This is a genomic window from Bacillus carboniphilus (assembly GCF_020524035.2).
Taxonomy (GTDB): Bacteria; Bacillota; Bacilli; order Bacillales; family JAIVKR01; genus Bacillus_CC.
Map to the genome: position 1 here is coordinate 2,283,389 of NZ_CP129013.1, position 25,011 is coordinate 2,308,399.

At 33.4% G+C, this 25,011-nt stretch carries 21 protein-coding genes and 1 pseudogene; 2 read left to right on the forward strand and 20 right to left on the reverse strand.

From position 1 onward, the window contains the following. Positions 1 to 10 precede the first annotated feature (10 nt). From LC087_RS11745 to LC087_RS11760, 4 genes are all read right to left on the reverse strand, one after another. Positions 11 to 499, reverse strand: coding sequence for an antitoxin YezG family protein (locus tag LC087_RS11745; RefSeq protein ID WP_226541875.1), 489 nt, complete (start codon positions 497 to 499; stop codon positions 11 to 13). Positions 500 to 504: 5 nt separating this feature from the next. Continuing rightward, entirely contained in the window at positions 505 to 2,484 is a 1,980-nt protein-coding gene (locus tag LC087_RS11750) for a T7SS effector LXG polymorphic toxin (RefSeq protein ID WP_226541876.1), read from the reverse strand. A gap of 500 nt (positions 2,485 to 2,984) precedes the next feature. Further along, positions 2,985 to 3,263: a DUF5344 family protein gene (locus tag LC087_RS11755; protein WP_226541877.1), complete on the reverse strand. Its 279-nt coding sequence runs from the start codon at positions 3,261 to 3,263 to the stop codon at positions 2,985 to 2,987. After that, positions 3,263 to 3,691 (reverse strand): YwqH-like family protein, encoded by a 429-nt coding sequence (locus LC087_RS11760; protein ID WP_226541878.1) that lies wholly within the window; start codon positions 3,689 to 3,691, stop codon positions 3,263 to 3,265. Before LC087_RS11760 ends, LC087_RS11755 begins: the two co-directional genes overlap by 1 nt. A gap of 919 nt (positions 3,692 to 4,610) precedes the next feature. Between LC087_RS11760 and LC087_RS11765 the strand changes: the two genes are divergently transcribed. Together LC087_RS11765 and LC087_RS11770 are read left to right on the forward strand one after the other, a co-directional pair. Then, on the forward strand, positions 4,611 to 4,835 hold the full coding sequence (locus tag LC087_RS11765; protein WP_226541880.1) for a hypothetical protein: 225 nt from the start codon (positions 4,611 to 4,613) through the stop codon (positions 4,833 to 4,835). A 75-nt stretch (positions 4,836 to 4,910) separates the two neighbouring features. Continuing rightward, positions 4,911 to 5,150, forward strand: a complete 240-nt coding sequence (locus LC087_RS11770; RefSeq protein ID WP_226541882.1) for a hypothetical protein — start codon at positions 4,911 to 4,913, stop codon at positions 5,148 to 5,150. Between the two features lie 586 nt (positions 5,151 to 5,736). Here the strand turns inward: LC087_RS11770 and LC087_RS11775 are convergent. The 16 genes and pseudogenes from LC087_RS11775 to LC087_RS11850 all read right to left on the reverse strand — a co-directional run bounded on the left by LC087_RS11775 (position 5,737) and on the right by LC087_RS11850 (position 25,000). Continuing rightward, positions 5,737 to 6,672, reverse strand: coding sequence for a hypothetical protein (locus LC087_RS11775; protein ID WP_226541883.1), 936 nt, complete (start codon positions 6,670 to 6,672; stop codon positions 5,737 to 5,739). Positions 6,673 to 7,136: 464 nt separating this feature from the next. Further along, the gene (locus tag LC087_RS11780) at positions 7,137 to 7,787 is read right to left on the reverse strand and encodes a hypothetical protein (RefSeq protein WP_306019597.1); all 651 of its coding nucleotides are present in this window, start codon (positions 7,785 to 7,787) and stop codon (positions 7,137 to 7,139) included. 847 nt (positions 7,788 to 8,634) lie between these two features. After that, on the reverse strand, positions 8,635 to 9,693 hold the full coding sequence (locus tag LC087_RS11785) for a GDP-mannose 4,6-dehydratase (RefSeq protein ID WP_226541885.1): 1,059 nt from the start codon (positions 9,691 to 9,693) through the stop codon (positions 8,635 to 8,637). Next, positions 9,674 to 11,044, reverse strand: coding sequence for a UDP-glucose dehydrogenase family protein (locus LC087_RS11790; RefSeq protein ID WP_226541886.1), 1,371 nt, complete (start codon positions 11,042 to 11,044; stop codon positions 9,674 to 9,676). The genes LC087_RS11785 and LC087_RS11790 overlap by 20 nt, the downstream gene beginning before the upstream one ends. Positions 11,045 to 11,175: 131 nt before the next feature. Next, a complete protein-coding gene (locus LC087_RS11795; RefSeq protein WP_226541887.1) occupies positions 11,176 to 12,642 on the reverse strand; it encodes an oligosaccharide flippase family protein in 1,467 nt (488 codons plus the stop codon). Then, positions 12,643 to 13,788: a glycosyltransferase family 1 protein gene (locus LC087_RS11800; RefSeq protein WP_226541888.1), complete on the reverse strand. Its 1,146-nt coding sequence runs from the start codon at positions 13,786 to 13,788 to the stop codon at positions 12,643 to 12,645. It lies immediately after the preceding gene. Next, positions 13,757 to 14,944: a polysaccharide pyruvyl transferase family protein gene (locus LC087_RS11805; RefSeq protein WP_226541889.1), complete on the reverse strand. Its 1,188-nt coding sequence runs from the start codon at positions 14,942 to 14,944 to the stop codon at positions 13,757 to 13,759. Before LC087_RS11805 ends, LC087_RS11800 begins: the two co-directional genes overlap by 32 nt. An 88-nt stretch (positions 14,945 to 15,032) precedes the next feature. Further along, positions 15,033 to 16,136, reverse strand: a complete 1,104-nt coding sequence (locus LC087_RS11810) for an EpsG family protein (protein ID WP_226541890.1) — start codon at positions 16,134 to 16,136, stop codon at positions 15,033 to 15,035. Positions 16,137 to 16,336: 200 nt separating this feature from the next. Then, positions 16,337 to 17,506, reverse strand: coding sequence for a glycosyltransferase (locus LC087_RS11815; protein WP_306019598.1), 1,170 nt, complete (start codon positions 17,504 to 17,506; stop codon positions 16,337 to 16,339). A gap of 2 nt (positions 17,507 to 17,508) precedes the next feature. Further along, on the reverse strand, positions 17,509 to 18,081 hold the full coding sequence (locus LC087_RS11820) for an acyltransferase (RefSeq protein WP_226541892.1): 573 nt from the start codon (positions 18,079 to 18,081) through the stop codon (positions 17,509 to 17,511). Between the two features lie 41 nt (positions 18,082 to 18,122). Then, positions 18,123 to 19,217: a glycosyltransferase family 4 protein gene (locus LC087_RS11825; protein WP_226541896.1), complete on the reverse strand. Its 1,095-nt coding sequence runs from the start codon at positions 19,215 to 19,217 to the stop codon at positions 18,123 to 18,125. Next, positions 19,218 to 19,835: an acetyltransferase gene (locus tag LC087_RS11830; RefSeq protein ID WP_226541893.1), complete on the reverse strand. Its 618-nt coding sequence runs from the start codon at positions 19,833 to 19,835 to the stop codon at positions 19,218 to 19,220. Further along, on the reverse strand, positions 19,832 to 20,479 hold the full coding sequence (locus LC087_RS11835) for a sugar transferase (protein ID WP_264189975.1): 648 nt from the start codon (positions 20,477 to 20,479) through the stop codon (positions 19,832 to 19,834). The genes LC087_RS11830 and LC087_RS11835 overlap by 4 nt, the downstream gene beginning before the upstream one ends. Then, positions 20,479 to 21,595: pseudogene (locus LC087_RS11840) on the reverse strand (DegT/DnrJ/EryC1/StrS family aminotransferase). Before LC087_RS11840 ends, LC087_RS11835 begins: the two are co-directional and overlap by 1 nt. 229 nt (positions 21,596 to 21,824) lie before the next feature. Next, a complete protein-coding gene (locus tag LC087_RS11845; protein ID WP_306019599.1) occupies positions 21,825 to 22,958 on the reverse strand; it encodes an IS701 family transposase in 1,134 nt (377 codons plus the stop codon). Between the two features lie 227 nt (positions 22,959 to 23,185). Then, the gene (locus LC087_RS11850; RefSeq protein ID WP_306019600.1) at positions 23,186 to 25,000 is read right to left on the reverse strand and encodes a polysaccharide biosynthesis protein; all 1,815 of its coding nucleotides are present in this window, start codon (positions 24,998 to 25,000) and stop codon (positions 23,186 to 23,188) included. Positions 25,001 to 25,011 lie beyond the last annotated feature (11 nt).

The following is a 25,011-nucleotide window of genomic DNA, read 5'->3' on the forward strand; positions in this document are numbered from 1 at the left end:
CTCTACTTAGCTAAATTGGATTATCTGGAAATTCATTGTGGTATTTTTTAATTAAATCCTTATCCTTTTCATCACTCGGTACTTCACCTAAGTATTTATTTTTCCAAATAATCATTTGGTCACTGAAACTATATTCTGTATTAAACCAATTTGTATAGTCAAAATGAATGTTTAATTTACCTGTTTTATCTAATATCAATGTAAAAGAGTACCAAAGTTCTTGTGATTCACTTTTAAATACTTCTCTCATTTCTTCTGCTTTAGCAAATAACTTTCTTTTATTTATTTTGAACGATTTTTCATCAACCTGATATTTAAAAGGTATTTCCAGACTATATATACTCATATCAGGATTAGATGATGGTTGGTAGAAAAAATATGTCCCCCCACCATCTTCTGAAATTTGAGCATAAAAGTATAATTTTTCCCAATTTTCTGGGATCATCTTATTAACTGTTTCAGCTATTGTTCTATATAGTTCGTTTAGTTTTTTTTCCAACTACTTCAACCTCCTGATTTATTTTTAATAATTTTCTCAAAAATTCCTTTCCCTTCAATTTTATATACTATTTCAAATGAATCTGGCCTTAATGAATTTTCTATATATATAGGTTCTATTTTTACAGATACTTTCCTGGGTGGTATTTCTTTCAATGCATCAGCCCATTCTGATTCCATTTTATACCACTGACCTCCAGAACGATTAATTTGGCTATTCTGAGCAACAAGATTATCAATGTCGCCTGAACCATGAAACTGACTCCCAATCAAATGTCCACCGTCATCATCAGGTAATCTGTTTTCTCTACCAGCCGCTCTTTGCATTCCTAAATTTCTATCCGCTTCCTGTAATATTAAATTATCTGCTTCTACATCAATAATCCGTCCTAATTCATCCGTTGTATATTTATATCCATCTTGAGTAACATAGCGAACATTTGGTGCAAGTTCTTTTCTTCCTCTTTTGCCTTTAGTAAAATGGTCTCCATAGGATACTTCATTTAATTCTTTAATTTTATTACCCTTAGCCCCAACTCCCTCAGCCTTCATCATAACCTGCTGCTTCACGTCACTCAACGTCTTCGTATTAAGTTTAAAGTTCGTGACTTTCCCTGCACTTGTGGCGAGTTGCTGGGCTTCAACGCCAACCGGAACTCTCAACTGACCAATATTTGACCTTAATTTCGATAACGCTTGTTGGGATTGGGTGACTTTTTGTCCTACATAAGCCTTGCTGTATGGGAATAATGTCTGACCTGAAGCCTGCCTATTCAATGAATGAGCGGCTGTACCAATGGTTAAGCCTAGTAAGGCACCATGTAAACTATCTTGTCTTTGGGCATCTGTTAAAGGATTGCCAAACATATCTTGACCCGTTAAGTATTCACCGAAGCCATTGGCGGTCACTAACCCGTAAATGCCCATTTCGGTTTTATAAAGGACATCAAATGATTTGGCTCCTTTATACGCATCTAAGGCATGTGTGGCGGCACTGACGCCTTTAAACGTTTTTAAAGCACCTAATCCACCTTTACCGAGACGACCTCCCCAACCTGCGATCGGTATAAAACCAGCTAGAGCCATTCCGCCTGCCTTTACTCGTTCTGCCGTTGATAACTCTCGCCCTGTGATGGGATCGACGCCTTCTGTTGCTCTCTTATAATCATAATAGCCCGTCAGTTCCCCTGTAAAGTTCTTAAATCCATCTACCATTTTTAAATACAAAGGTTTATTTTTCTCTGCTTCGACCGCTGCTTGTAGTTGTCTGTATTCCGCTTGTTGATCTTTTAACGTTACGTATTCGTCTGTCGCTTTTTGTACGTCGTCTCTTAATTGATATACATCGCTTTCCTTAAATGCCTTTAGGTTAAAGTGGATGGGGGAGACGTTGCCCCCTTTTGTCGTAGCATCAATGAGTGCGCTATAGAGCTGGACGACGAAGCCTTGGTTTATTTCTGATTGTTGATATTCATTCAACAAGTTTTGATTGAGTTGTTCAACGGCTTCAATGGTCTCTTTTCGCTCTTTGTCGGCGTTTTCCATGGCTTCTTCAAATCGGTCAGTTGAATACACATCAATGTCCACCAAATCGGAAACACTTGATAGGATGGTGCTGATATCATCTTGTTGCTGGTGAACCATCTCTTTTGATTGTTTAATTGATTTGGATAATTCATCTTCAAGAAAAGGAACGTAGACAGTCGTTTCACCGCCTAAACCTGCCTCTTCTGTATCGCCATCAATTCCCTTTAAAAAGGCGATTTGCCTATCAATTAAACCGAGCCAAGCATTAATCACTTCGCTTTGCGCTTGGTAAAATCCTTTAATGGCGCTGGCTCCTTTTCCTTGAAACTCATCCATTTCTACTAGACTTAACATGGCCTTTTTTACTTCTTCAAACTGTTCTTTTAAATTTTCATATTCATGCATCCTTGACTGTGAAGCAGAAACAAGAGAATCTCGTTCATAGATTAGGTTTTCCATTATTCATTCCCTTTCTTTTTAGAACATAAACACTAAACTTTGATAAGATAAAACTAAACGACTCCGCACTAAAGTACGGAGGTTTGTCGTAGGCGGACTGAACCGCCTACGAGTTTTATCGGCTAAAGCCGACTAAAAGAAATGCTACTAAAAGTAGGTGGTTTTATACCACACCTCCTGCTACGCAGGTGCTTCCGCAAGCTAAAGCTAGGTATAGAAAATAAAATTGCATCCTTATTAAGATAATGCTCTTATTGGTGTCTAGCTCCAGCGCCCAGCGACTGGTAATGCTTCGTCCTCCTCTCTACGATAAGTCAACGGAGACGCCTCCAGGATGGAGGTGGATCTACGTTAGTCACAGGACGTGACTGTACTTAGTAGATCTTCCGAAATAGTGTTTCGTGTTTCCTTTATCTCATGCGGCGATGCACACGATGTGCTAGCGTGGGCGTTGCCACAGGACGTGGCGGTAGTTAGCCCACGTTCCTCAAGTTGCGTCGCTATACAGGCGCTTCCGCTTTTCTTTTGATGGCTTCGTCTTGATCTTTGATTAACTGAACATTGGCTTTTGTGTCATCGATACTTTTTAAAACTTCTTCTTTATATTGACGGACAAGTTGGTTTATGGAGTCTTCTCGTTCGTCCCACTGTTCGATAAATGGAAATTGGTTGACTCCAACGGAATAACAAGAAAGAGAACCTTCTAGCCTCTGAACCATCCCCTCGATCTCCTCTAACTGTTTGATGACCATTCCATAGTCTAATTTAATGTTTGTCATTAAAATAACACCTTTCGAATTTGAGCAAATTTATCTTCAATGGCATCAAAGGCGTCTTCACCTACCTCTAATAAGTCGCCAATTTGATCGGTCAAGGTACTCGCAAAGCCAAGTGCACCCTTTTGAAGCGTTAATTGATTAATTTTCGAATCGATTTCCCAGCCATAATCATCGATTTTGTGATTCACAATTCGGTCCATTTCTTCATAAGCGGCTGCTCTTTCATCATCAAAGGTCACAGAATGGTCACCCGTCCATTGAGGGCCTAGCTCAGGACGCTCAATTTGTTTCATTTCATTGAAAGCTAAACTTTGTTCTTCTTGAAGTTTTTTCTTCGCCTTTCCCAATCTTGAAATATCTTCCTGAATATTCTTTGACTGTCCACTTATTTGGTTCGAAAAAGAGTGGAGAAAATCTGAATATCCCATGAGCTTTTCCTCCATTTAAAGGGTGAATAGCAGGTGATACACATATTTTCCCATATTTATTAGTATAAAATAGCAACCTCAAAATCTACATAGGCAGAAATGACCTATTATTTTTGGAGGAATCAGGATAAAAGATTGATTAATCAGGTGTGGATAATGAGGGGATTAGGATGTTAATACTGATTACCTTTGGGTGAATAGGACTAAAAAAGGCATCATTGTTTGATCTATTATACTAATCATTCTAAAACGCCAGAGGGCGTGTAATGTGCTGTTTGATTTTTGTATATACACAAAAAAAGAGACCTTATAGACCCTTTTTGTGACTGATAAATAAAATGATACAATTATCGCTATTTAATTTGGTATGCCTTTTTCAATTAGAACCGTGCGTTTTACAGAGAATAGCGTACATAATTGCCTTAGATAAAATGGCTGGAACTATACCAGGACCGTGTTTTCAAGAAATTTTGTCCGCAGAGGTTCCAAGTCAAACGACATGGGATACGCACTAGTGACCAATTAAGTGTCCTATTTAAAATAGCGAAATCTGTTCAAATTTAAAAATCGCTTACAACGCGGATCGCTTGCACGCGCTGCAGCTTTACCGATAAAATTCAAAGAGAAACTATTAAGTAATATGGAGGTAATACAATGAAAAAAAGTTCTTGTTACTTTAATTGCTAATGCATTTCTTTTTACATTCAGTAGCACCATTACCTATGACAATGTCAGTAACAACCCCAAGTCTGATATAACACTATTTAGTGATATCCAGCTTGATAGTTAACTAGTATAGAATAAGAGGATGTGAGACTTTTGTCTATACTCCTCATGGCAAATTAAGGACCGTCCCCAGTTTACTTCCATTGAATAAATGATGTATAATAAGACAAATTAATTAAAGTTGGTGATGTTAATGGAGCCTATAAAAATTGAACATGATGGCATAAAAAAAGCAATTCAATCTGGTCATTCATATATCCAAGTTGGGAAAAAGAAATTTTTATTGATTGAAGTAGAGGATGTTGGTAACGATGATTACTACGAAGTTACTGATCCCGAAGAAGAAAAACAATTAAGAGTATCTTTGAATGAAAATAACCCATTATTATCAGATGAAGAAATCAATAGCATGTTATAGAGTTAAGCATGAACATAGTTTGGAGAAAGTCCTCAATTACTTAATTATTAGAATTGGATCGTTGGAGAGATCGTATTGAACTTGAACCAATTGCCCCCCTACTTAAAGGACACTATTCAACAGTATTTTGCAAAACAAGATTTTTCAATCTATATCCCTGGTCGCCACGTTCTTATTCAAAAAATGCCAGTAGACCTTCGAATGGTTCTAATTGCTATTGGAAAATCAGATCCTTACAAAGTTTTTTACAGAATAACAACAAACGAAATTGAGATTTTTTTAATTCGCCACCCACATCAAAAATCTTTAGCATGACACATGTTTAATTATGAATGTTATCTTCCCCACCATCTCCTTCATAACTTCACGAAGAAATTCAAAAAATGATCCCTTAGACCTCTTTTTCTAAACTGAAAGAATATCAATACCAACTATCCTTTAATATTAAGTTGCTATTTGAGTTTGTCGCATTCACACAACTTGAATCTCAACTCATTTTCGATAAATTTCTGAATGTCACTTTTCCATTCAATCGTATCTGCTTACAATACAATTAAATGGTTTGTTATCTAAGTTTCCATCCAATTAATTAAAGATGGGTAGTCTGTTACTATATTTAAATAGAAGAAGCTTTATTTGCAAACCAAGGACCGTCCCTGTGCTCTTTTAGCGTAGCGTGGTACATACCTTGGAAAACAGTGGTAAATAAGATGGCATGGGTGGTAAAATCTCTTGGCTGTAATTAGCTTATCCATTCCAAATATAAGTTCATAATTAAAATTCATTGTTATCACCCTCTTTTAACAGGCTTACCATTAATAAAGGGTATTAGACCTGAGTGTTAATGAACTAGAGGGCTTTTGAAAGCGCATAATCCAATTCGGAAAATTTAGCAATAACCCTATACTTTCTTACTTGAAAAAAGAATTGAGACAAAATAAGATATTAAAAAACCGATCACAACAACATTAAAAAGAAAACCTACAATAAATTCAAAGAATGCAACTAATGATAAAGGTTCTTCTAATGTGATAATACTGTAGTCTGGAAAAGTATAAAAATAGACTAAACCATTATATATAAGAAATATAAAGCTGGATACGTTTTCCTCATAATCATGTATAAACATACTATATTCTGCTTCCGAATACATTTTAAAAATTTCATTGTTCTCCAAGTAAAATAATCCGAATGTTATACCAACAGCAAACAAAATTAAAAAGAATCCAATAAAGATATTTAAAACTTGAAACCACCTACTCTTAAAATCTTTTAAAACATTCATAATTAAAATTAATGAAAAAGCAATTGAAAAAATAATTGTTACAATAACGCCTTTAACATTCATTTCAAGACTATCAATTGTCTCTATAACTAATGATAAAACAAAAACTAATAGTATGAACCATTTCAATAGCAAATTCAAAAATTTACCTACAGGGTCATCAATAGACAAATGAAAATATTTAGCCAGTCCATAGAAAAATATTAATATAAAAATCAATAAAACTGGTTTAGGTATCCAATCCTCTAATGGAGTATCTATTATAAGCAACATAGTAGATAAAGCAAAACCCAATATAACATAGTCTCTACCCTCTACAGAATTAATAAGAAACAACTTCGGAAATAGGAATTTAGTTTTTTCTTTTAATAAACTTGGTCTTACATAAGATTTAGTCTCTACAGTCTTTATTTTTCCATTATTTATACCCTTTGAATTTTTCCTTAGTTCTTTAAAGCGAATTATTTTTCTTTCTATTATCACAACACTTGTATAAAGTAGGCAGGCTGCTGTATACAAGAAAATCAATAACATAAAAATTTTCAATAACACATCCCATACCTCCTGCATCAATATTTAATATACTGTTATTTTGATAGTTAATAATCAAAAAAGCGAAAATATTATAAATAAAGAACCTATATACCTGTTACTCTTCACTACTTAAAAATCTAATTGGAATAAACACCTAATATTCTGACATCATTACATTGATGTTTCATCGGTTGTTTTTATCTCTTTCAACATTCCGAATTAAAAACAGCGCTGAATAACTAGTTTACTTCAAAGAAAGTCCTATACTGTTTAGATAACAATTTATAGGACTTTTTAATAGCTGCTTAGTTTCTTGTCGTAGCGTGATAAATATCTTGTCAAACAGTGTAAAATAGGAAAACGAGGGTGGTAAATCTCTTTTCCGTATTGAGAAATCCGGGCTAAGGAGAACAGCAGAAATGAATCTTGCAAGTCAAGGACCATCCCAGCTCTTTCAAAGATCGAAGCAAGAATATCTTAATCTATTCCTTTCCCGTAAAAAGCCTCGCTCCTCTTCCTAACTTATCTGATTCCATATGAAATAACTTATTAATTACTCTGATATATCTATAAAAAACATATAACAATTCAATTCCTTCGATGATATTATTATTAAGTTGATATTGAACAAATCTCCGTTTTTTTTCTTCATAGATTTCTTTAATTATTTGTTCTTCTCCCCTTATTTCTATGTTGTTATATGGATTTTTTTTAATAATCTGATTGAATCCTTTCTTGGTAAAAAAACATCTTTCATATTCCTCTAAGGGGGTACGCCCATAATTAACCTTACGGACTAGTTCTTCAATCTCAAATTTATACCATGAAAACCACTTAGCAGTTTTTTTATTATCTAGAGAAAATAAATTTTCTAAATCCATAACTAATTCTTCAAGCTCGGGAATTGTTTCAAAAGAAATGAAATCTGATCCGTTCTGCAACCAACTTGCTTCCATAATACCTCCTTTAATCTTAAAATTATTAAAAGCCCAATACGCCTGAATTAAATCATAGTTTTTTATAGCATATTGGATATTACGAGACCCTTTTATTACTACATTTGCAAGAGGAGCATCTAGTTTTTTTATACACCTGAAGAACATCTTCAAGATTTTTCTTATTCGTTTGAGCAATTGCCCTCCTTATCACACCTCTTTTACTCACGAAATACCATAATAAAATGAATAAAATAAAAGCAATTAATGCAGAAAATTTAGAAAAATCGCTCCATAAAAATTGAACCCAAAGTTGATAATTAATTTGTCTCACATCTATACTAGTTATAATAGACGAATCTCTGTAAGTTAACATGGTCAAGAAAACTGCAAATAATGATATCCCAGACAAAAGTGAAGACAAAATATTTACTAACCAATCTGTTAATCTTAGAGATATAATTTCGTCAATTAAATCTTTATCTTGTTTTCCTCCCCTAATACCCACAACACCTATTTTTAAAAAGTAGTACAATTTTTTAAAACTATATTTTATTCTTATCGCCTTGACTAAAAACCATCTGTGCTTTATTAAATGACTCTTCAGTCCGTTGTACAGAGATTCTACCCAATAGTATAGTCCATACAATAATAAGTCCCACAAGAAACATATGACAAATATCTCCACTGCATATATTACATAGAGTCCATACCATCTCTCAGACCATTCCATACTACTATTCCAATTAAGTATAATCATAAATAATTCAAAAGGGGACTTTATAATGAACAAGTAAAATGTAGAGAAAATTAGTATGCTAATAAAACTTAAACCAATTACTGTTTTTCTTTCTTTTAGGATTGCATCAAGTAGCTTTTTCATATTTTCCTTCACTACCTTTTTATATGTAATACATCAGGGTTTATTATAATTTATACTCAAATCGCCTCTTGAACTCACTTAGTCATTTCCATATATAAATAAAATCAGAACACCTACAAGTTTTTTTCATGTAGGTGCTTTCTTTCTTATTGGATCAACTCTTTATGATTTAGTAGAAACTTCAATTATAGTATCATGTCCTACCCTATAATATTCCACATACCAATCAGCAAATTTTTGCAAGCCTTCGCTAATTGAAGTTTTTGGTTTAAATCCTACTGCTTTTTGTAATTGATCTGTTGACGCATAGGTAGCAGGAACATCACCTGGTTTAATTGGTTCGAATACTTTGTTAAACTCAATTTTTGCACCTGTAGCATTACTTAAACAACTCTCTAATGTATGAATAAAGTCCATTAGTTTCTCAGGGTTGTTATTTCCTATGTTAAACACTTTATGTGGAACATCCCCTTCAGTTGGGTTACTAAGGAGTCTTTCAATTCCAATGACGATGTCATCAATATAGGTAAAGTCACGATAAAGATCATTTTCGAAATCACCATTGTTAAAAATCTTAATTGGCTCACCTGCAAAATGTTTATCCGCAAAACCGAAATAAGCCATATCTGGTCGTCCCATTGGTCCATAAACCGTAAAGAAACGAAGACCTGTTGCTGGAATTTTGTATAGATGACTATATGTATGTGCCATTAATTCATTAGACTTTTTAGTCGATGCATAGAGAGAGACCGGATGATCCACAAAATCAGTTTCTTCAAATGGCACTTTTTTATTGGCCCCATAAACAGAACTCGAGGATGCATAAACGAGATGATCCACTGGATAGTTTCTACAGGCTTCTAAAATATGATGAAAACCAACAATATTACTTTGAATATAAACATCTGGATTTTCAATCGAATATCGAACACCTGCTTGTGCTGCTAAATTCACCACAATATGAGGCTTGTACTCCTCAAAAATTTCCGTAACGAAAGATTTATCTGCTAAATCACCTTTAATAAAGGTGAAGTTATCAAAAGAAGCCAGTTTCTCTAATCGAGTATATTTCAGGTTAACATCATAATAATCATTGACATTATCGATTCCGATTACTTTACAACCTTGTTCTAATAGCTTTTTAGATAAATAATAACCGATAAATCCAGCAGCTCCTGTTATAAGATACACTTTACTAGGATTAAGAGGTTTGTAGTCCAAGATTTTTTTCCTCCTCCATTGAGCTTTTCATTGCAGGTCTTCTACCAATAGAGTAATATTCAATACCAGACTTAGCCATTTCATCTACGCTATAAATATTTCTTCCATCGTATACAAGTGGTGTTCTCATTAATGTTTTATAGACTTCAGGAGCAATTGCTTTTACTTCTCCCCATTCGGTAAAAATAAAGCAGACATTTGCTCCATCTAATGCATTCTCAATGCTATTTACATAAGTAATACTACCTTTTTTATTTTTTCCTTCTGGATGAACTTTGGCGAAATTATCTGCTCCGACAGGGTCATAGGCATAAATATCTGCACCTTGTTCTAACAGTAAAGGAACATTTTCTAACGAAGCGGCTTCTCGTAAATCGTCCGTTCCCGGTTTGAAGGTCAATCCTAAGACAGCTACTTTTAATCCATTAAAGGTAATGAGTCTTTGACTGGCTTTTTTATATAATCTTGTTTTTTGCTCTTGGTTCACATCAATAGTAGCTTTAATCGTCTTAAGGTCATAACCATTCTGTCTAGCAATATACTCTAGCGCTTTTGTATCTTTAGGAAAACAGGAGCCACCAAAACCGATCCCTGCATTTAAAAACTTACTACCAATTCTCTCATCATAACTCATTCCTTTAGCGACATCTTGAACATCCGCACCAACTAATTCACATAGGTTGGCAATATCATTCATGTAAGAGATTTTAAGAGCTAGAAAGTCATTAGACGCGTATTTTATCATTTCCGCTGATCGTCTATTTACAGATACTATTGGTAAGTTAAAAGGTTCATATACTTTCATTAATAGATTCTCAGCCCATTTACTTTCCGTACCAATAATGATTCTTTCTGCATTCAATGTATCTTTAACGGCAGAGCCTTGAGCTAAAAACTCTGGGTTAGATGCTACTTCCACTTTCACATCGTTTATCAAGAAGTCTTGAATAAACTGTTCAACTTTATCATTGGTTCCAACTGGAACAGTAGACTTAACAACAACTAAACAATCTTTTTCTACGCTCTCAGCAATTTGTCTTGCAACTGTTGCTATGTAGGATAGGTTAGCCGATCCGTCTGGTTGTTCAGGAGTTCCCACCCCAATAAAAATGGCATCAGCATCTTTATATGCAGATTGGTAATCGGTTGTATAATCCAATCTACCTGCATTATAGTTTTTTTGCATTAGTTCTTCTAAACCTTCTTCATAAATTGGCGAAACACCTGACTTCATCACATTGACTTTGTCTTCATCAATATCTACACAAGTGACTTGATGACCCACTTCTGCAAAACAAACGCCGGCTACTAAGCCGACGTATCCAGTTCCTGCGACTGCGATTTTGTACATATTTATTTTCCTTTCTGAAATTACTTATCTTTTTATTAATCTCGATCCTTTTAAGTTATTTTTGTCATATAAAAAAAGGTGGACTTTTATCGAACATAAAAATAAACAGAGACTGAAGAAAGCAATTTCTATTAATTTTTAACGTACTTTTTCGGAAAAAGGGTTAGAATTTCACTCTTCGAAATAATATTTAGCTTTGTAATTAATAATATATAACTAGTAATTCCTACAAAAATAGATAGAATTAGACTGATAAAATCATCTTGGATAAATAAATTACATGAATATACGAAAATACTCATTATAATGGACGCTAAAAATATTCTAAAAAAGGTTTTCCTTATTTCAAGATAAGACGTGTTATCTTCAATAACATGTGTGAAAACTGTTTTAATTATAATTATTGAATAAATTGAATACGTGAATAAAGTACTATACACTGCACCCACGATGCCAAATTGAGGTATAAAAAACATATTGAGAAAAATATTTAAAGTCGCAGAAATACCAACCATTATTGCTCTTTTACGTGCGAATCCTAAATAATCTAGTACAGGGCTAAGGACAGAATTTACACTGTAGAAAAAAAGAAAAATAGTTAATAATTGTAAAGTTTGCACGGTTGGCAAAAAACTTGAACCAAAAAATACTAGGATAAATTCCTTACTAACTAAGAATAAACCCATGCATATTGGTAAAGTTAGTAATAACGTTACTCTTATTACTTTTACTAGTTGAGTCGATCTTTTATTTTTATCTATTGAAACAAGCGCAGGTCCTGTAGCATGCCCAATAGCTACCATGGGCATATGAACTTTTCCAATTATCATTGTTGCTAAACTATAAAAACCTACTGAAATATTATCCATAAAATACTGAACCATTAAAATATCGGTTTTCATGTAAAGATAAAAACTCATGGAAATGAAGAACATTGGAACAGAATAAATCAATATGTTTTTAAGAATATTCTTCTCTAATCTATGATATGAAAATATTTTCGTCCTTTTATTCATAAAAATAAATATAACCAATAATAATAAGGTTATTCCAATTTCAGATAATAATACAGAATTTACCCCAAAATTCAAATATAACAAAGTAGCAATTAACGACATATTACCTACATTATAAAATAAATTAAACTTTGTACTTAAATCAAGCCTTCTTAACCCTTGCAAAATTTTCAATAAAAATTCTCTTAAGGATCTAAGGAGTGTTATAACTATCAACAAAAAGCTGTATTCTTCTAATTCAATATCTAAAAATCCTTCTAAGAAAGGCAGGACATTAATTAATAATAAAACAATTATTAAAGAAGTACTCATTTTTAATATTAAACCATTAATAATATACTGTGATTTACGTCTGGGATCATTTTGATTTTCAGCAACGTATCTTGCAACAGATGAAGAAAAACCAAAATCTGCAACCATGACAGATAACACAGTTAAAGTAAGTATTGTCTGTAATAATCCATACTGATTGGGTCCTAAAAATCTAGTTGTTAATATTAATATTATAAATCCAAATACTATATTCACGACTTGGCCTATCATAGACCATATCGTACCAGTCTTAATTGAATTTACCTTCACTTACTCATCACCACAATATATATTTAGTAACCTCTGCGAACTTGCATTAATATCATATCCGCAATCTATTAAAGCTAGTTCTAAGTTGTCCCATTTTGGCGTATCTATAATCATCGACTCTTTTATAGCACTAATCCAACTTTGTGTTCCATCAGAAAGATTTAGACTTTTAACTAATCCAATATCCAAATCTGCCTCAACAGGAATCTGCTTAGATATAACACATGGCACCCCTGCTGCTTGTGCTTCAACTAACACGATACCTAGTCCTTCATATAAAGATGGGAAAAGAAAAACATCAATTGAAGATAATATATATTCAATATCTTTTCTTAGACCTAAGAAGTGTACGTTATTTCCCAATCTCTTTTCATGAACCAGTTTTACTATATTGTCTCGCTCATCCCCATCACCAACTAATACAAGGTGTGCATTTGGGTCTTCCTTTAGAAAAGCAGAGAATATCTCTATAATAAAAACATGATTTTTTTGTCTTGTAAATCGACCTATATGCCCTATAATTGTGGCATCAGTTGATATCTCAAGTTCCTTTATAAGATAACTTTTATCTTTACTTAAATTTTTATATTTTGTTAAATCAATTGCATTAGGAAAATGTTTTGCAGCCCCTAATTTAACTGGTGAATTACCAAAAACATATTCACCTGCTTCTTTTGAACAGCCTATCAAATGTGTGGAATTTTTCAAGATTTCTTTTCTCATGAATTGTCTATAAATTTTTCGCAAAATAGAATCAGTTTTACTGTCGCTAGTATTATGACTGTGAGCTATTCTTATAGGTATATTTTGTTTTTTGGCGACAGGTAATACTACACCACTGAAAAACAAAACGTGGCTATGAATAGCATCGTATGGACCATACTCTTTAATTGTTTTTTCTAGTGCATCTTTGTACCTTCGTAAACCTTTCTTCGGTTTAGGGTGCGATATTATACGGCCACCCATTTCTATTATTTCATCATCATAAAAGCATTTTTCTGTTGTTTGTACAACAAAATCAAACTGAATTTTTGAACGATCAATATTTCTATAAATATTCATTATAAGTGTTTCTAAACCTGCTGCATTCATGGCACCTACTACATGTAATACTTTAATCTTTTTCTCCAACACCTCTCTTGACAAAGTCTAACAACTCCCTCTTCCTAACATTAATATTTTCTATAACTTGAGTATCTAAGTGATGGTTTTGCTCTAGTTTATTAATAATTTTATTTATAACTATATCAACTTCTTCATTAAAATCGATAATGTAATCACTTAGCCCCAATTCATTATAAATACTCTTTAATTTTATATCCCATACTAATCCAAATGTCTGTTTCATTAATGAAATTGACGGTAAACATGCATGTAATCTTTGTGCAATCACTACATCTTGTTTTTGAATACAAGATAGGACGTCTTTATAACTAGTAGGATAGTCCAAGAATGAAACCTTTTCAACGGTTGCTAATTCTTTCTTTATAAAGTATTCAACAAAACCATTATCAGTAGATGCGCCATTTGTGAAAATATTTACTTCATACCCTCTAGCACTAAGTTTCTTTGCTAAAGACACCCACCAAATTTTTGCATCCTCTCTACTCCAACGATATTTACTATGCCTCCTTATCACATTAGGATCCATTATACCTAGTCCAATTTTCGTAGTCTTGGTATGGGTATTTTTTTCATCATCTCCAATCATATCATTTACAAATATTGCGGGATCTGAAAGAGTAACTACTTTATTACTTAAGCTCTCACTTAAAGAAACCAAAAACCTCCTTGATTCCGAATCTCTTACTGAAATGTAGTCTGCGTATTCAAGTGCATCTAATAACAACTTTTTAGCAGTTTTACTCCAAGGACCTTTTGCTCCAACAAAAGCAAAAATAACAGGAATATTATTTAAACGCGCCTCTTTAATAATATTACTTATTCCAATCGGAAAGTTTAGATAATTATCTATTAATAGATGGCCTCCACCAATAACTATCAAATCTGCTTTAGCCACGCTTTTTTTCAATTCTGTTTCTAACCCTCTATTTTTTTTATATTTCCTATATACTTTCAACCTTCTCATATAATCTGGAGTAAGTTGTTTTAATAATCCAGTAGAGTTTAATTTGATAATAGATTTATTATCAAAATCCCTTACTTTCCCATCTGTTAAATCAAAATTATAAATTTGAGTTAGTTCATTTGTACTGTGAATAATATAGTTTACGGTTTCAGCAATTATTCGGTCTCCCAGATTTGCCGAGTTTGCCACACCACATACTAATATTTCTTTCATAATTATCAACACTCCAAAATTATATAATCTTTGAACACAAAAAAATAAAACCTGGAAAACGTATCATCTAACAAAAAGAATGTAAATCTTATTCCTCTAAGTTAAATAAAACATTTTTGTAAGGAAGCATGTGCTCCCCTCTAAATGAGTCACCAAAATAAGCATAATAGCTATATATCAAACAATAAGATATCAATAACAAAAGTAATATTGCTTTTACTCCTTTATCTTTATTTAATCGAATTGTAGCAGGGAACAAAAAGCAAATGCTCAAATTTACATACCACACCATTCTTCCTATCCCTATTAAAGGTGCAAAAATCTCTGTAAGTACCTTTATAACAAAAAGAAAGAAATAAAATTGAAGATTTGCGCTTTCTTTACTTAACTTATTATAATGGAGAAGAAATAATCCCAAAAAAGGCAATGAACTGATAAAACTTGTTCCAATTACTCCAGATGATTCAATATAAGCCTGATAGCGGCCGATCGTTATAAAAGGGAATATTAGATACTTAACCGATAATAAACCAACTGGTATTACAGTAGCTAGTTTTAATAAATTTGATTTTTTAAATAGATTTTTATCATTTTTACTTAAAAATAATAAAGCCACACTAAATAAAGCAGAGTAGTGAAACATTGTTGCAAAAAGAACAAACATAATAAACTTTTTTTTTCGCCCCTCAATAATATACCTATAAGCAAAAACTACTATAGAAACGGCAATTCCCATTCTCATTATTCCAAAGTAGTAGAAGTATTGTGTTGTTGCAAAAATAAAAATTGCTAGAGTAAAATTTATTTTATCAATTTCGTAACTAAGAGCCTTATAAAAAAAGAAAATTGTTATTGCAGCTGACAAAATAAATAACCATTGTACATCACCCAAAATATAGGAAATTCTGTACAATAAATAGAAGCCAGGTTCAGTATAATATGTTTGGTAGTAAGAAATTATATCGATATTATTTGCAATTATATAATTACGATAATAATTTAAACCATCGACTCCAACACTCATATCTCTAAATCCTATAATATAGATCATGATTAACATAGATAACCATAAGAATAAAGAATTAGGGATTTTTTTACCTTCTTTGTCTAGCGATGAATACCTCTGCGCCAATGCTGCAAATAACACTGCAAAAAAAACAGTAAAAATATAAATTAAATATGATGCTACCACAATAACTACTCCTAATCTAAGATATAAAAAATTATAGTATAAGTATAAGCAACCAGCTTATAGTTAAAGAGGCTAAATTAATATATTTGTATTTTTAAAACACTCGCCAATGCATACGCGTCTATTAATAAATTCAAAATGTAAATGATTCTCTAAATTAATAACAAACATCTTATCTCATGGTACCAATTTTGATCAAATTATTTTTTCTCAATAGCACCAAACTCTTTTAAAAATTTATTCCTACGCTTTTCGATTATTTTTTTATCATAGTTTTTTGATTCCAAGTAATTTCGTTTAGATGTTTCGAACATGCTTTTTTTATCAAACTTGTCTAATATCAAACAAATCTCATTTATATTTTTTCTTGTATTACTAAAAATATATTCATTTTCTAGTAGTTCAGGAATCCCTGCAGTATTAGCTCCAAATGCAGGTAACGCCCTACTCATAGCTTCAATTAACCCACGCGGCAAGCCTTCCTGCCGACTTGGTTGGGCATAAATATCAATTGTATCTAACCACTCAAATACTTTATTATGTGATAAAGAACCTATAAACTTTACCTGATCAGTTACATCATTTTTCTCAGCGACAGATCTCAAAAAACTTGAATCTCCTCCACCCACTAACTGGTATTCAAATTTTGTATTTCCTTGCTTCTTCAACTTACCTAGTGCTTCAATAATATACTGTTGTCCCTTATACCTCACATTTATCGCTGCCGTAGTACCAATTACTAATCTGTTTTCTTGATTAAGCTCCTGTATTTTTTTAAGACGTATATCTAGTATATAGTCATCAAATTCTTTTAATGCCACGTTAGAACAATTTTCAACCTTTCCATTAGTGGGGTATCTTCCCTGCAAAAATTGATTTGTAACATATATTGAATAACTTGCTTCTCGGACCAATTTCTTTGTCTTAAAATACTTAAATGGAGCTATTACCTTTCCTTTAAAGCTATGATTCCAAAATGCGTCCCATGGACAAGCAACAACTTCTACTAAATAGGGCTTATTGTTTTTTTTATCTGCATAAACTGCTAATTCACCTATAGAACTCGGGAGCCTTGCTATTAGCGAATCACTACTTAAAACCTCATCATAAATAATTTTTTTTGCTTTAAATATCTTTGGGGAATTATCAATCGATTTAAAATTTGGAATTTCTACAAATTTAACATTCTTGGTAGAAGCAAGTGTGAGTTTATCGTTATATGTTTTGATATGCTTCTGTCTGCTTATAACTATTACCTCATCAAACACAGCAGTATATCTTTCTAACATTTCCTTAGAAAGTCCACCCGTACTATAATATTGGTTATTAAACTTATGAAAAATATGGTCATGTGCAAATACAAGCCTCATATCTATTTCCTTTCCTTGATAATTTTCGCAGGAACTCCTCCTACTATTACATTTTTTCGAACTTCGTTTTTCACGACAGCTCCTGCCGCAACAATACTACCTGAATTAATTTTACATCCAGCTAGTATTCTACAACCTGCTCCTATCCAGACATTATTATCTATTACTGTTTGTTTCAGTTCACATCCCTGGTCTCTAATATTTAATTCTATACTTGAGAACTTATGTTCTTCAGATAAAATTGTAGTACCGTGTGCTATAGAAACATCATTTCCAATCTTTATTCCACCCGAAGCATTGATATAACACATTGGGTGAATACTCACATTATCACCTAGCTCAAGTTGGTGAACCCTATGAAGATATACTCCTGAAAAAACAGCAACATTTTCACCACAATTTTTAGCGATATTTTTTAAACATATATATCTTATAAACATTGCTATGTAGTTATCATGATGTCTTGTAAACTTTAATAAAAAAAGATAAAAGCTTTTAGGAAAAATTTTCGATAACATTATAACAATATTAATTATGCCAGAGAGTTTTTCAATGACTTCTCTTTTTCTTTTCATCAATATCACCTTTTCATTAATAAAGTCTCAATTTAACTTTATTAACCGTTATTTATCTCTTCTATATAAGCATCCACAACAATCTGCCTATCAAACGATTTCTCAACCTTTCTCCTACCAGCTAGCCCCATTTTCACTTTTTGTTCATTAGTTAATGTTAGGAAATATCCTATCTTATCTATTAAACCTTGGGTATCCTTCTCTTTTATAATAAAACCATTAATACCATCATAGACTATTTCTTTACAGCCACTGCGATCAGTTGTAATAATTGGCCTACCACAAGCTGCACTTTCAAGCAAAACATTGGACATACCCTCTGGATAATAGGTAGGGTGAATTGTACAATGTGAAATTTTGTGGAAGGTTCTTATATCACTTTGTTTTCCGTGATATATTATAATCCCTTTCTCTTGCAATTCAAAAAGTTTTTCTTCATATACGTCTTCACAAAATCCTATAATATGAAAAGCAGTATTTGGATATCTTTTTTTAATATAACCTGCAGCATCTAAATATTGATCAATTCCTTTTTCTTTCATCACGCGTGAAATAAAAAGAAAATTAATAGTAGTATTGTCTGATGGATAATCGAATAGCGCATAATGACTTAGGTTCACGCCGGAGCCGGGTAACACTTTATATTTCCCTTTAATCACTTTTTTCTTAGTTAGAAAATTCATGTTACTTTCATTTTGAAAAAAGACACACTTTGCTTTTTTTAAGGCTGTTTTATATAACAGTAGAGTGACCTTTTGCAATATACCCCCATTTTCAACAGCAGTTCCTAATCCAGTAATATTTACAAGATAAGACACATTTGCTAACCTACAGGCTAATCCACCATAAATATTAGGCTTGATAGTATATGTTAAAACCAAATCAGGTTTAATACTTCTAATCACCTTTTTGTAATTCAATAATAATTTAAAATCGGTTATTGGATTGGTCCCTCTTCTACTTATTGGTGTATTTATAAAATTACAACCCATTCTTTCTAATTTCGGTACATACTCTTCGTCATTTGGTAAAGAAATAAAAACCTCATGATTCTGTTCAATCAACTTTTCTAATAGTTCTTTTCTAAAGTTATATAATCCCATACCGAAATTAGCTAATACTAAGATCTTCATAATTTAAACTCTCCTAGCCGGAACACCTACATAAGTTCCAGTTTCAGTTATATCTTTAACTACCACAGCTCCTGCACCAATAGTACAATCACTAATGATATTTAGGTTATTGTTTACTACACTACCAATCCCCAACCACGAACCTTGTCCAACCTTGACTGTTCCTGCTAAATGAGCACCTGGTGAAATATGAACAAAATCCTCTATGTTATTGTCATGATCTATAGTGGAACCCGTATTAATAATGCAGCCCTTTCCTATTTTAGTACAGCAATTAACAACTGTTCCAGCCATTAAGGCTGTTCCAGCTCCTATTTGCACTTGTTTCCCAACTAAAGAATTGGGATGAATTAAAACAGGAATACTAGCACCGCTTGACTCAAGCCTATCATAAATTCTTTTTCTAACAGTATTATTACCAATCCCTACAAAAATATCGAAATCAGCAATATGGGTAAAAACATCTTCTGAAGTACCAATGACCTCTATACCCATTGATGATTTAATACACTCATCATCATCTAAAAAGGAAATGCTTTTCCATTTATCCATCGTTAAAGCAATGTCTGCAACTACTTTGCCATGTCCGCTTGCTCCAATTATAAGTAATTTGTTTTTCATAGTTTCATTCTTCTTTCTTTCCTTGTCCCCTTAAAAGGTTCCATTGTCGCCGCAGCCTCTGAGTTAATTCCTTCTCTAACAAAAACCTTTTTAATTGTAGAAAAAATAATCTTCCAATCATTTATAAAACTTACACTTTCAACATATTTCACATCTAAATCAAATTTTTCTTCCCAACTAATCGTATTTCTTCCACTAACCTGAGCCAAACCAGATAACCCCGGTCTTACTTCATGTCTTCGTTTTTGATATTCATTATATAAAGGAAGATACTGAACCAGTAATGGTCTCGGACCTATAATTGCCATATCTCCCTTAAGGATATTAAAAAGTTCTGGAAGTTCATCAAGAGATGTCGAACGCAGGAACCTTCCAAACTTCGTTAACCTAACACTATCTGGTAATAACTCTCCGTGCTCGTCTCTTTCATCAGTCATCGTTCTAAATTTATACATCATAAAAATCTTTTCATTAAATCCAGGTCGCTTTTGCTTAAATAGAACTGGACTACCTAACTTCGTTCTTACAAGTAAAGCAACAAATAAAATTACTGGACTTAGAACGATAACTGCAATTAAAGATAATATGAAGTCCGTTGGTCTTTTTATAAACCTTTTATAAATATTTCCTTTAGAGATCATCATTACTTTAACCACAATCCTTTTATAATCTTCACTACTCTTTCTAAATCTTCATCAGTCATCTTCGTATCAGATGGTAAACACAAACCATTCTCAAATAGATTTTCAGAAACACCTTTACCAATAAAGTCATACTTCTCAAAGAATGGCTGCAAATGCATCGGCTTCCAAATTGGTCTTGCCTCAATGTTTTCATTTTCAAGAGCAACCATTAGATCAAGTGGTCTAATAGGACCTGTAAGTGTCATAGAACTCAGCCAATAGTTTGGCTTATCCCACTTGTTTACAGGCATAAAGGCAACCCCCCTCAAGTTCACCAAGTTCTCTCTTATAAAATTCATAAATATATTTCTTCTTTACTACTCTTTGTTCTAACACTTTAAGCTGTCCTCGTCCGATCCCAGCTACAATATTACTCATACGGTAGTTAAAACCTAGTTCACTATGTTGATAGTGCCTTGCTTGATCTCTTGATTGAGTCGCCCAAAATCTCACTTTTGCTATTTTATCTTCATTATTAGAAACTAGCATACCACCACCTGACGTAGTAATGATTTTATTTCCATTAAAAGAAAAAATGCCATAATCACCAATAGTCCCAGTGTGTTGTCCTTTATAATAACCACCTAATGATTCTGCAGCATCTTCAATTACTACTACATTATGTTTCTTACAAATATCCATTATCTTGTCCATATCTGCAGAAAGACCATACAGGTGAACAACTATAACAGCCTTGACGGCTGGATACTTCTCGAAAGCTTCTTCCAATGCTTTCGGGCACATATTCCAAGTTTCATAATCACTATCAATAAAAACCGGAACCGCATTTTGATAAATGATCGGATTTACTGTTGCAGAAAACGTAAGAGAAGGACAAAAAACGATATCTCCCTTACCTACACCAGCTGCTCTTAATGCTAGATGTATAGCCGCTGTACCAGAAGATAGGGCGGCAGCAGCTTTAGAACCAACTTTATTCGCTAGTTCTTTCTCGAACTCATTTACATTTTCCCCAAGGGGAGCGATCCAGTTCGTTTCAAAAGCTTCTTGCACATATTGCATTTCATACCCTTCATCGCTCATATGTGGGGATGAAAGAAAGATTCTGTCATTCATTATAGACTCCCTTTCTTATGTTCTCTTTTTAGGTAGCTAGGGCTTATTGAAAATATACGTTTCAAATAACTCCTAGCCCTCTAAATTTTTTCACATTAAAATTCTATTTTTTACTAATATTAATCTTGCCATTAAGGAAGTGTACTTGATACCTTCTATATTATCTAAGAACTCTAATTGAGCAAAAATCAATACAAAAATTACCAACAAAAATGAAATGACAAGTACCCTAGGCAACTAAAAGCTCTTTTTTAATCTTTTCAAGTTCTTCTCCTTTAGTTGCTTGATCATATACAAACCTAATGATGCTACCAAACTTTTGATTCCTGATTTCATGGAGAGCTTCGAAAAATTTTGTGCCTTTTAAAAGGCTTGCGAAAATATAGGTGAAGTTTAAAATTGTCCAATATCTCAAGATCGCTTTTTCACTGCGAATCTGATATCCATCAAAACCTAACGATCCTTTTATTTGTTTAAAATACGTTTCAATTGACCATCGTTTGGAGTAGTAGTCTAAGATTTTCTTTGTGGATAGCTGTATATCTGTACATAGGAAGCTGCGTACGTTTTTAGGCTCCATTGGTTCGCCTTCTTTGAAGCAAAGCAATACAACACCAAGCTCTAAATCATTCAGTTTTCCTTCGTAACGATAGACTCGATAGGTTTCATCACCAACGGTCACAAGGTCGGTTTCTTCCATTGAAATATCAGGAACAAACTGTTTGATTTGTTTTCGCTCGCCTTTTGGAAAAAAGATGCGATTGCTTCTAAGAGCTCCTATCGTATGAATTCCTTTCCCTAGTCCAGCTTCAATGATACGTTTAGAGGTATACCAACTATCACAAAGAATATAAGTTGATACAGTTCGCTTTACATAAGAGTCAATCATATCAACGGCCATTTGAATTTTACTCTTTTCTTTCGATTGGTTATATAGGGCGAAATCATAGGGATAGGCTAAATCCCCGCTTTGCATCATCATTCCAACGACTTGATGTCCGTAAACAGGTTTTCTTTCTTTGTGACAAAAATGGTACTGACAAGATTCAATAGGAGACTGAGCCTGTGACGAAGGTTTGGTCTTTTGTCCGATTGTGTCATCAAAAAGAAGGAATACAGGTTCCTTCTTTGTTTTCGCATTTTTATGAATGGTTTGGGTGGTTTTTTGTTTGGAAATTTCATTTAAAAAGTTTTCGTCCCAAGCACCTTTATTTAAAAAATAGCTTAATGTTGTACGATGTTTTTTACAAAAGCTTAGCGCATGAATTTGCGATATCTTTCCTGTGAAACCGAAACTCAGCATCCCATCAATCATAGAAACAAGATGGTTCATAGACGGCTTGGATAAAGTGGTAAACGCCATTCCTCTAAAATATTGTGGATTTTTTCTTGGTGTGATAATCTAGTCATTGGACATGAACACTCCTTGGTTAGGGTTATGGTGTTGGAGCTTTAATTTTAACCCAAGTTAGTGGTCATGTCTTTTTCTATTTAATTTAATGGAATTTTTTTTGATCTGAATTTGCTCATTTAAAGTAAGAAGTTGAAAGTAGAAAGAATATTTCTTCCTACTTTCTGAAAAGTGCGCTTTCACACCACACTCTTCTCAACTTCACTTTTATTCGCATACGACAACAACGTTTCTCGAATCTCGTTCTTTTCCATCTCCTCGAAACGATGAATGAACGATTGGATTACACCAAACTCTATTCCTGTTGTTTTGCCAATATGAATCTTTGGAAAGACTTGTTCTTGTTGAACTTCGTTTTCGTTCAATAGTTCTTCGTACATTTTTTCGCCTGGTCGCAAACCAGTAAACTTAATTTCGATATCGTCGAGTGAATAACCAGATAAAACGATCAGGTTCTTCGCCAAATCGACGATCTTCACAGGCTCGCCCATATCAAGAACGAAGATTTCTTCCCCTTTTGCGAGTGCACCTGCCTGAATGACGAGTCTAGATGCTTCAGGAATCGTCATGAAATAACGGGTAATCTCAGGATGGGTAACCGTAATGGGTCCACCGCTTTGAATTTGCTTTTTAAATAGGGGGATGACGCTTCCTCTACTACCAAGTACATTTCCAAAACGTACGGCCACAAACTTTGTCTTGCTGATGGAGGCATAGTGCTGAACAATCATTTCTGCCACACGCTTCGTTGCGCCCATCACGTTCGTTGGGTTGACTGCTTTGTCTGTGGAAACCATCACAAACGTGTCTACACCGAACGTATCCGATGCTTCAACGACGTTTTTCGTACCAATGATATTATTCTTAATCGCTTCCTCTGGATTACGTTCCATTAACGGTACATGTTTATGTGCTGCCGCATGGTACACAATCGTGGGTTGATGATGTTCAATAATGGAGAAGATTTTATCACGATCTTGAATATCAGCAATTTCTGTCAAGAGTTCAACTTTATTTTTGAAACAGTTTAAAAGCTCCATTTCGATATGGTAGATACTATTTTCACCATGACCAAGTAAGACTATTTTTTTCGGTTTATATTTTATCACTTGTCTACAAATCTCAGAACCTATCGATCCACCTGCGCCGGTTACAAGGATCGTTTTACCAGTCACGGTTCCACTAATTCCTTTGTCATCTAATCGAACAGATTCCCTTCCTAATAAGTCCTCTACTTGGACATCACGAAGCTGGTTGACAGAGACTTTTCCTTCGATTAAATCTTCTAATAAAGGAATAATTTGTGTCTTGACATTGGTCTTTATACACTGTTCAAAAATAGTGCTTATTTCACTTCTTTTTAATGATGGAATCGCTATAATAATTTTATGTATAGTATATTCTTTGACAATTGATTCTATTTCATGAATAGTGCCAGCGATTGGGATATTGAAGATCTCCAATCGCTGCTTTTTTGGATCATCGTCCACAAAAGCAACAGGACAAAGCTCTGAATCTTGATTGCGTAACAATTGTCTTGCCACCATCGTTCCTGCTGAACCCGCCCCAACAATAAGGACACGTTTTTTTCCTTTTCCCGTTAAAAGATATTGATCTCGAACCACTCTCCAAGCAAATCGAGAACCACCAATTAACAACATATGAGCCATCCACGTAATCGCGAGCACACGCACATAAATGTCTCCATCAATGATCCACTGGACTGAAGCTGTGACAATCACGGAGAAAGAAACTGCTTTAAAGATATTGATTAATTCCATAATGCTAGCGTATTCCCATGCTTTCACGTAAAGTTTATATATGTAGGCAAAAATATGATGACTAATTAATAAGATTAAAGAACTTAAAACAAGTGTAGATGGAACATCTTGTAGCAATCCTGGTCGAATAAACCAATAACTAATATAAACTGATGTTAACACGATAAATGAATCTAATATAAATAATAAAGATAACCGTTTTTGATAACTCACTTCACTCGCCT

Excerpts from the sequence above, each read along its gene's own strand:
- LC087_RS11790 (WP_226541886.1), bottom strand. The coding sequence starts at position 11,044 with ATGTACAAAATCGCAGTCGCAGGAACTGGATACGTCGGCTTAGTAGCC.
- LC087_RS11815 (WP_306019598.1), bottom strand. The coding sequence starts at position 17,506 with ATGAGGCTTGTATTTGCACATGACCATATTTTTCATAAGTTTAATAAC.
- LC087_RS11845 (WP_306019599.1), bottom strand. The coding sequence starts at position 22,958 with ATGGCGTTTACCACTTTATCCAAGCCGTCTATGAACCATCTTGTTTCT.
- LC087_RS11835 (WP_264189975.1), bottom strand. The coding sequence starts at position 20,479 with ATGATGATCTCTAAAGGAAATATTTATAAAAGGTTTATAAAAAGACCA.
- LC087_RS11805 (WP_226541889.1), bottom strand. The coding sequence starts at position 14,944 with ATGAAAGAAATATTAGTATGTGGTGTGGCAAACTCGGCAAATCTGGGA.
- LC087_RS11765 (WP_226541880.1), top strand. The coding sequence starts at position 4,611 with ATGGAGCCTATAAAAATTGAACATGATGGCATAAAAAAAGCAATTCAA.
- LC087_RS11755 (WP_226541877.1), bottom strand. The coding sequence starts at position 3,263 with ATGACAAACATTAAATTAGACTATGGAATGGTCATCAAACAGTTAGAG.
- LC087_RS11820 (WP_226541892.1), bottom strand. The coding sequence starts at position 18,081 with ATGAAAAGAAAAAGAGAAGTCATTGAAAAACTCTCTGGCATAATTAAT.
- LC087_RS11830 (WP_226541893.1), bottom strand. The coding sequence starts at position 19,835 with ATGAAAAACAAATTACTTATAATTGGAGCAAGCGGACATGGCAAAGTA.
- LC087_RS11750 (WP_226541876.1), bottom strand. The coding sequence starts at position 2,484 with ATGGAAAACCTAATCTATGAACGAGATTCTCTTGTTTCTGCTTCACAG.
- LC087_RS11760 (WP_226541878.1), bottom strand. The coding sequence starts at position 3,691 with ATGGGATATTCAGATTTTCTCCACTCTTTTTCGAACCAAATAAGTGGA.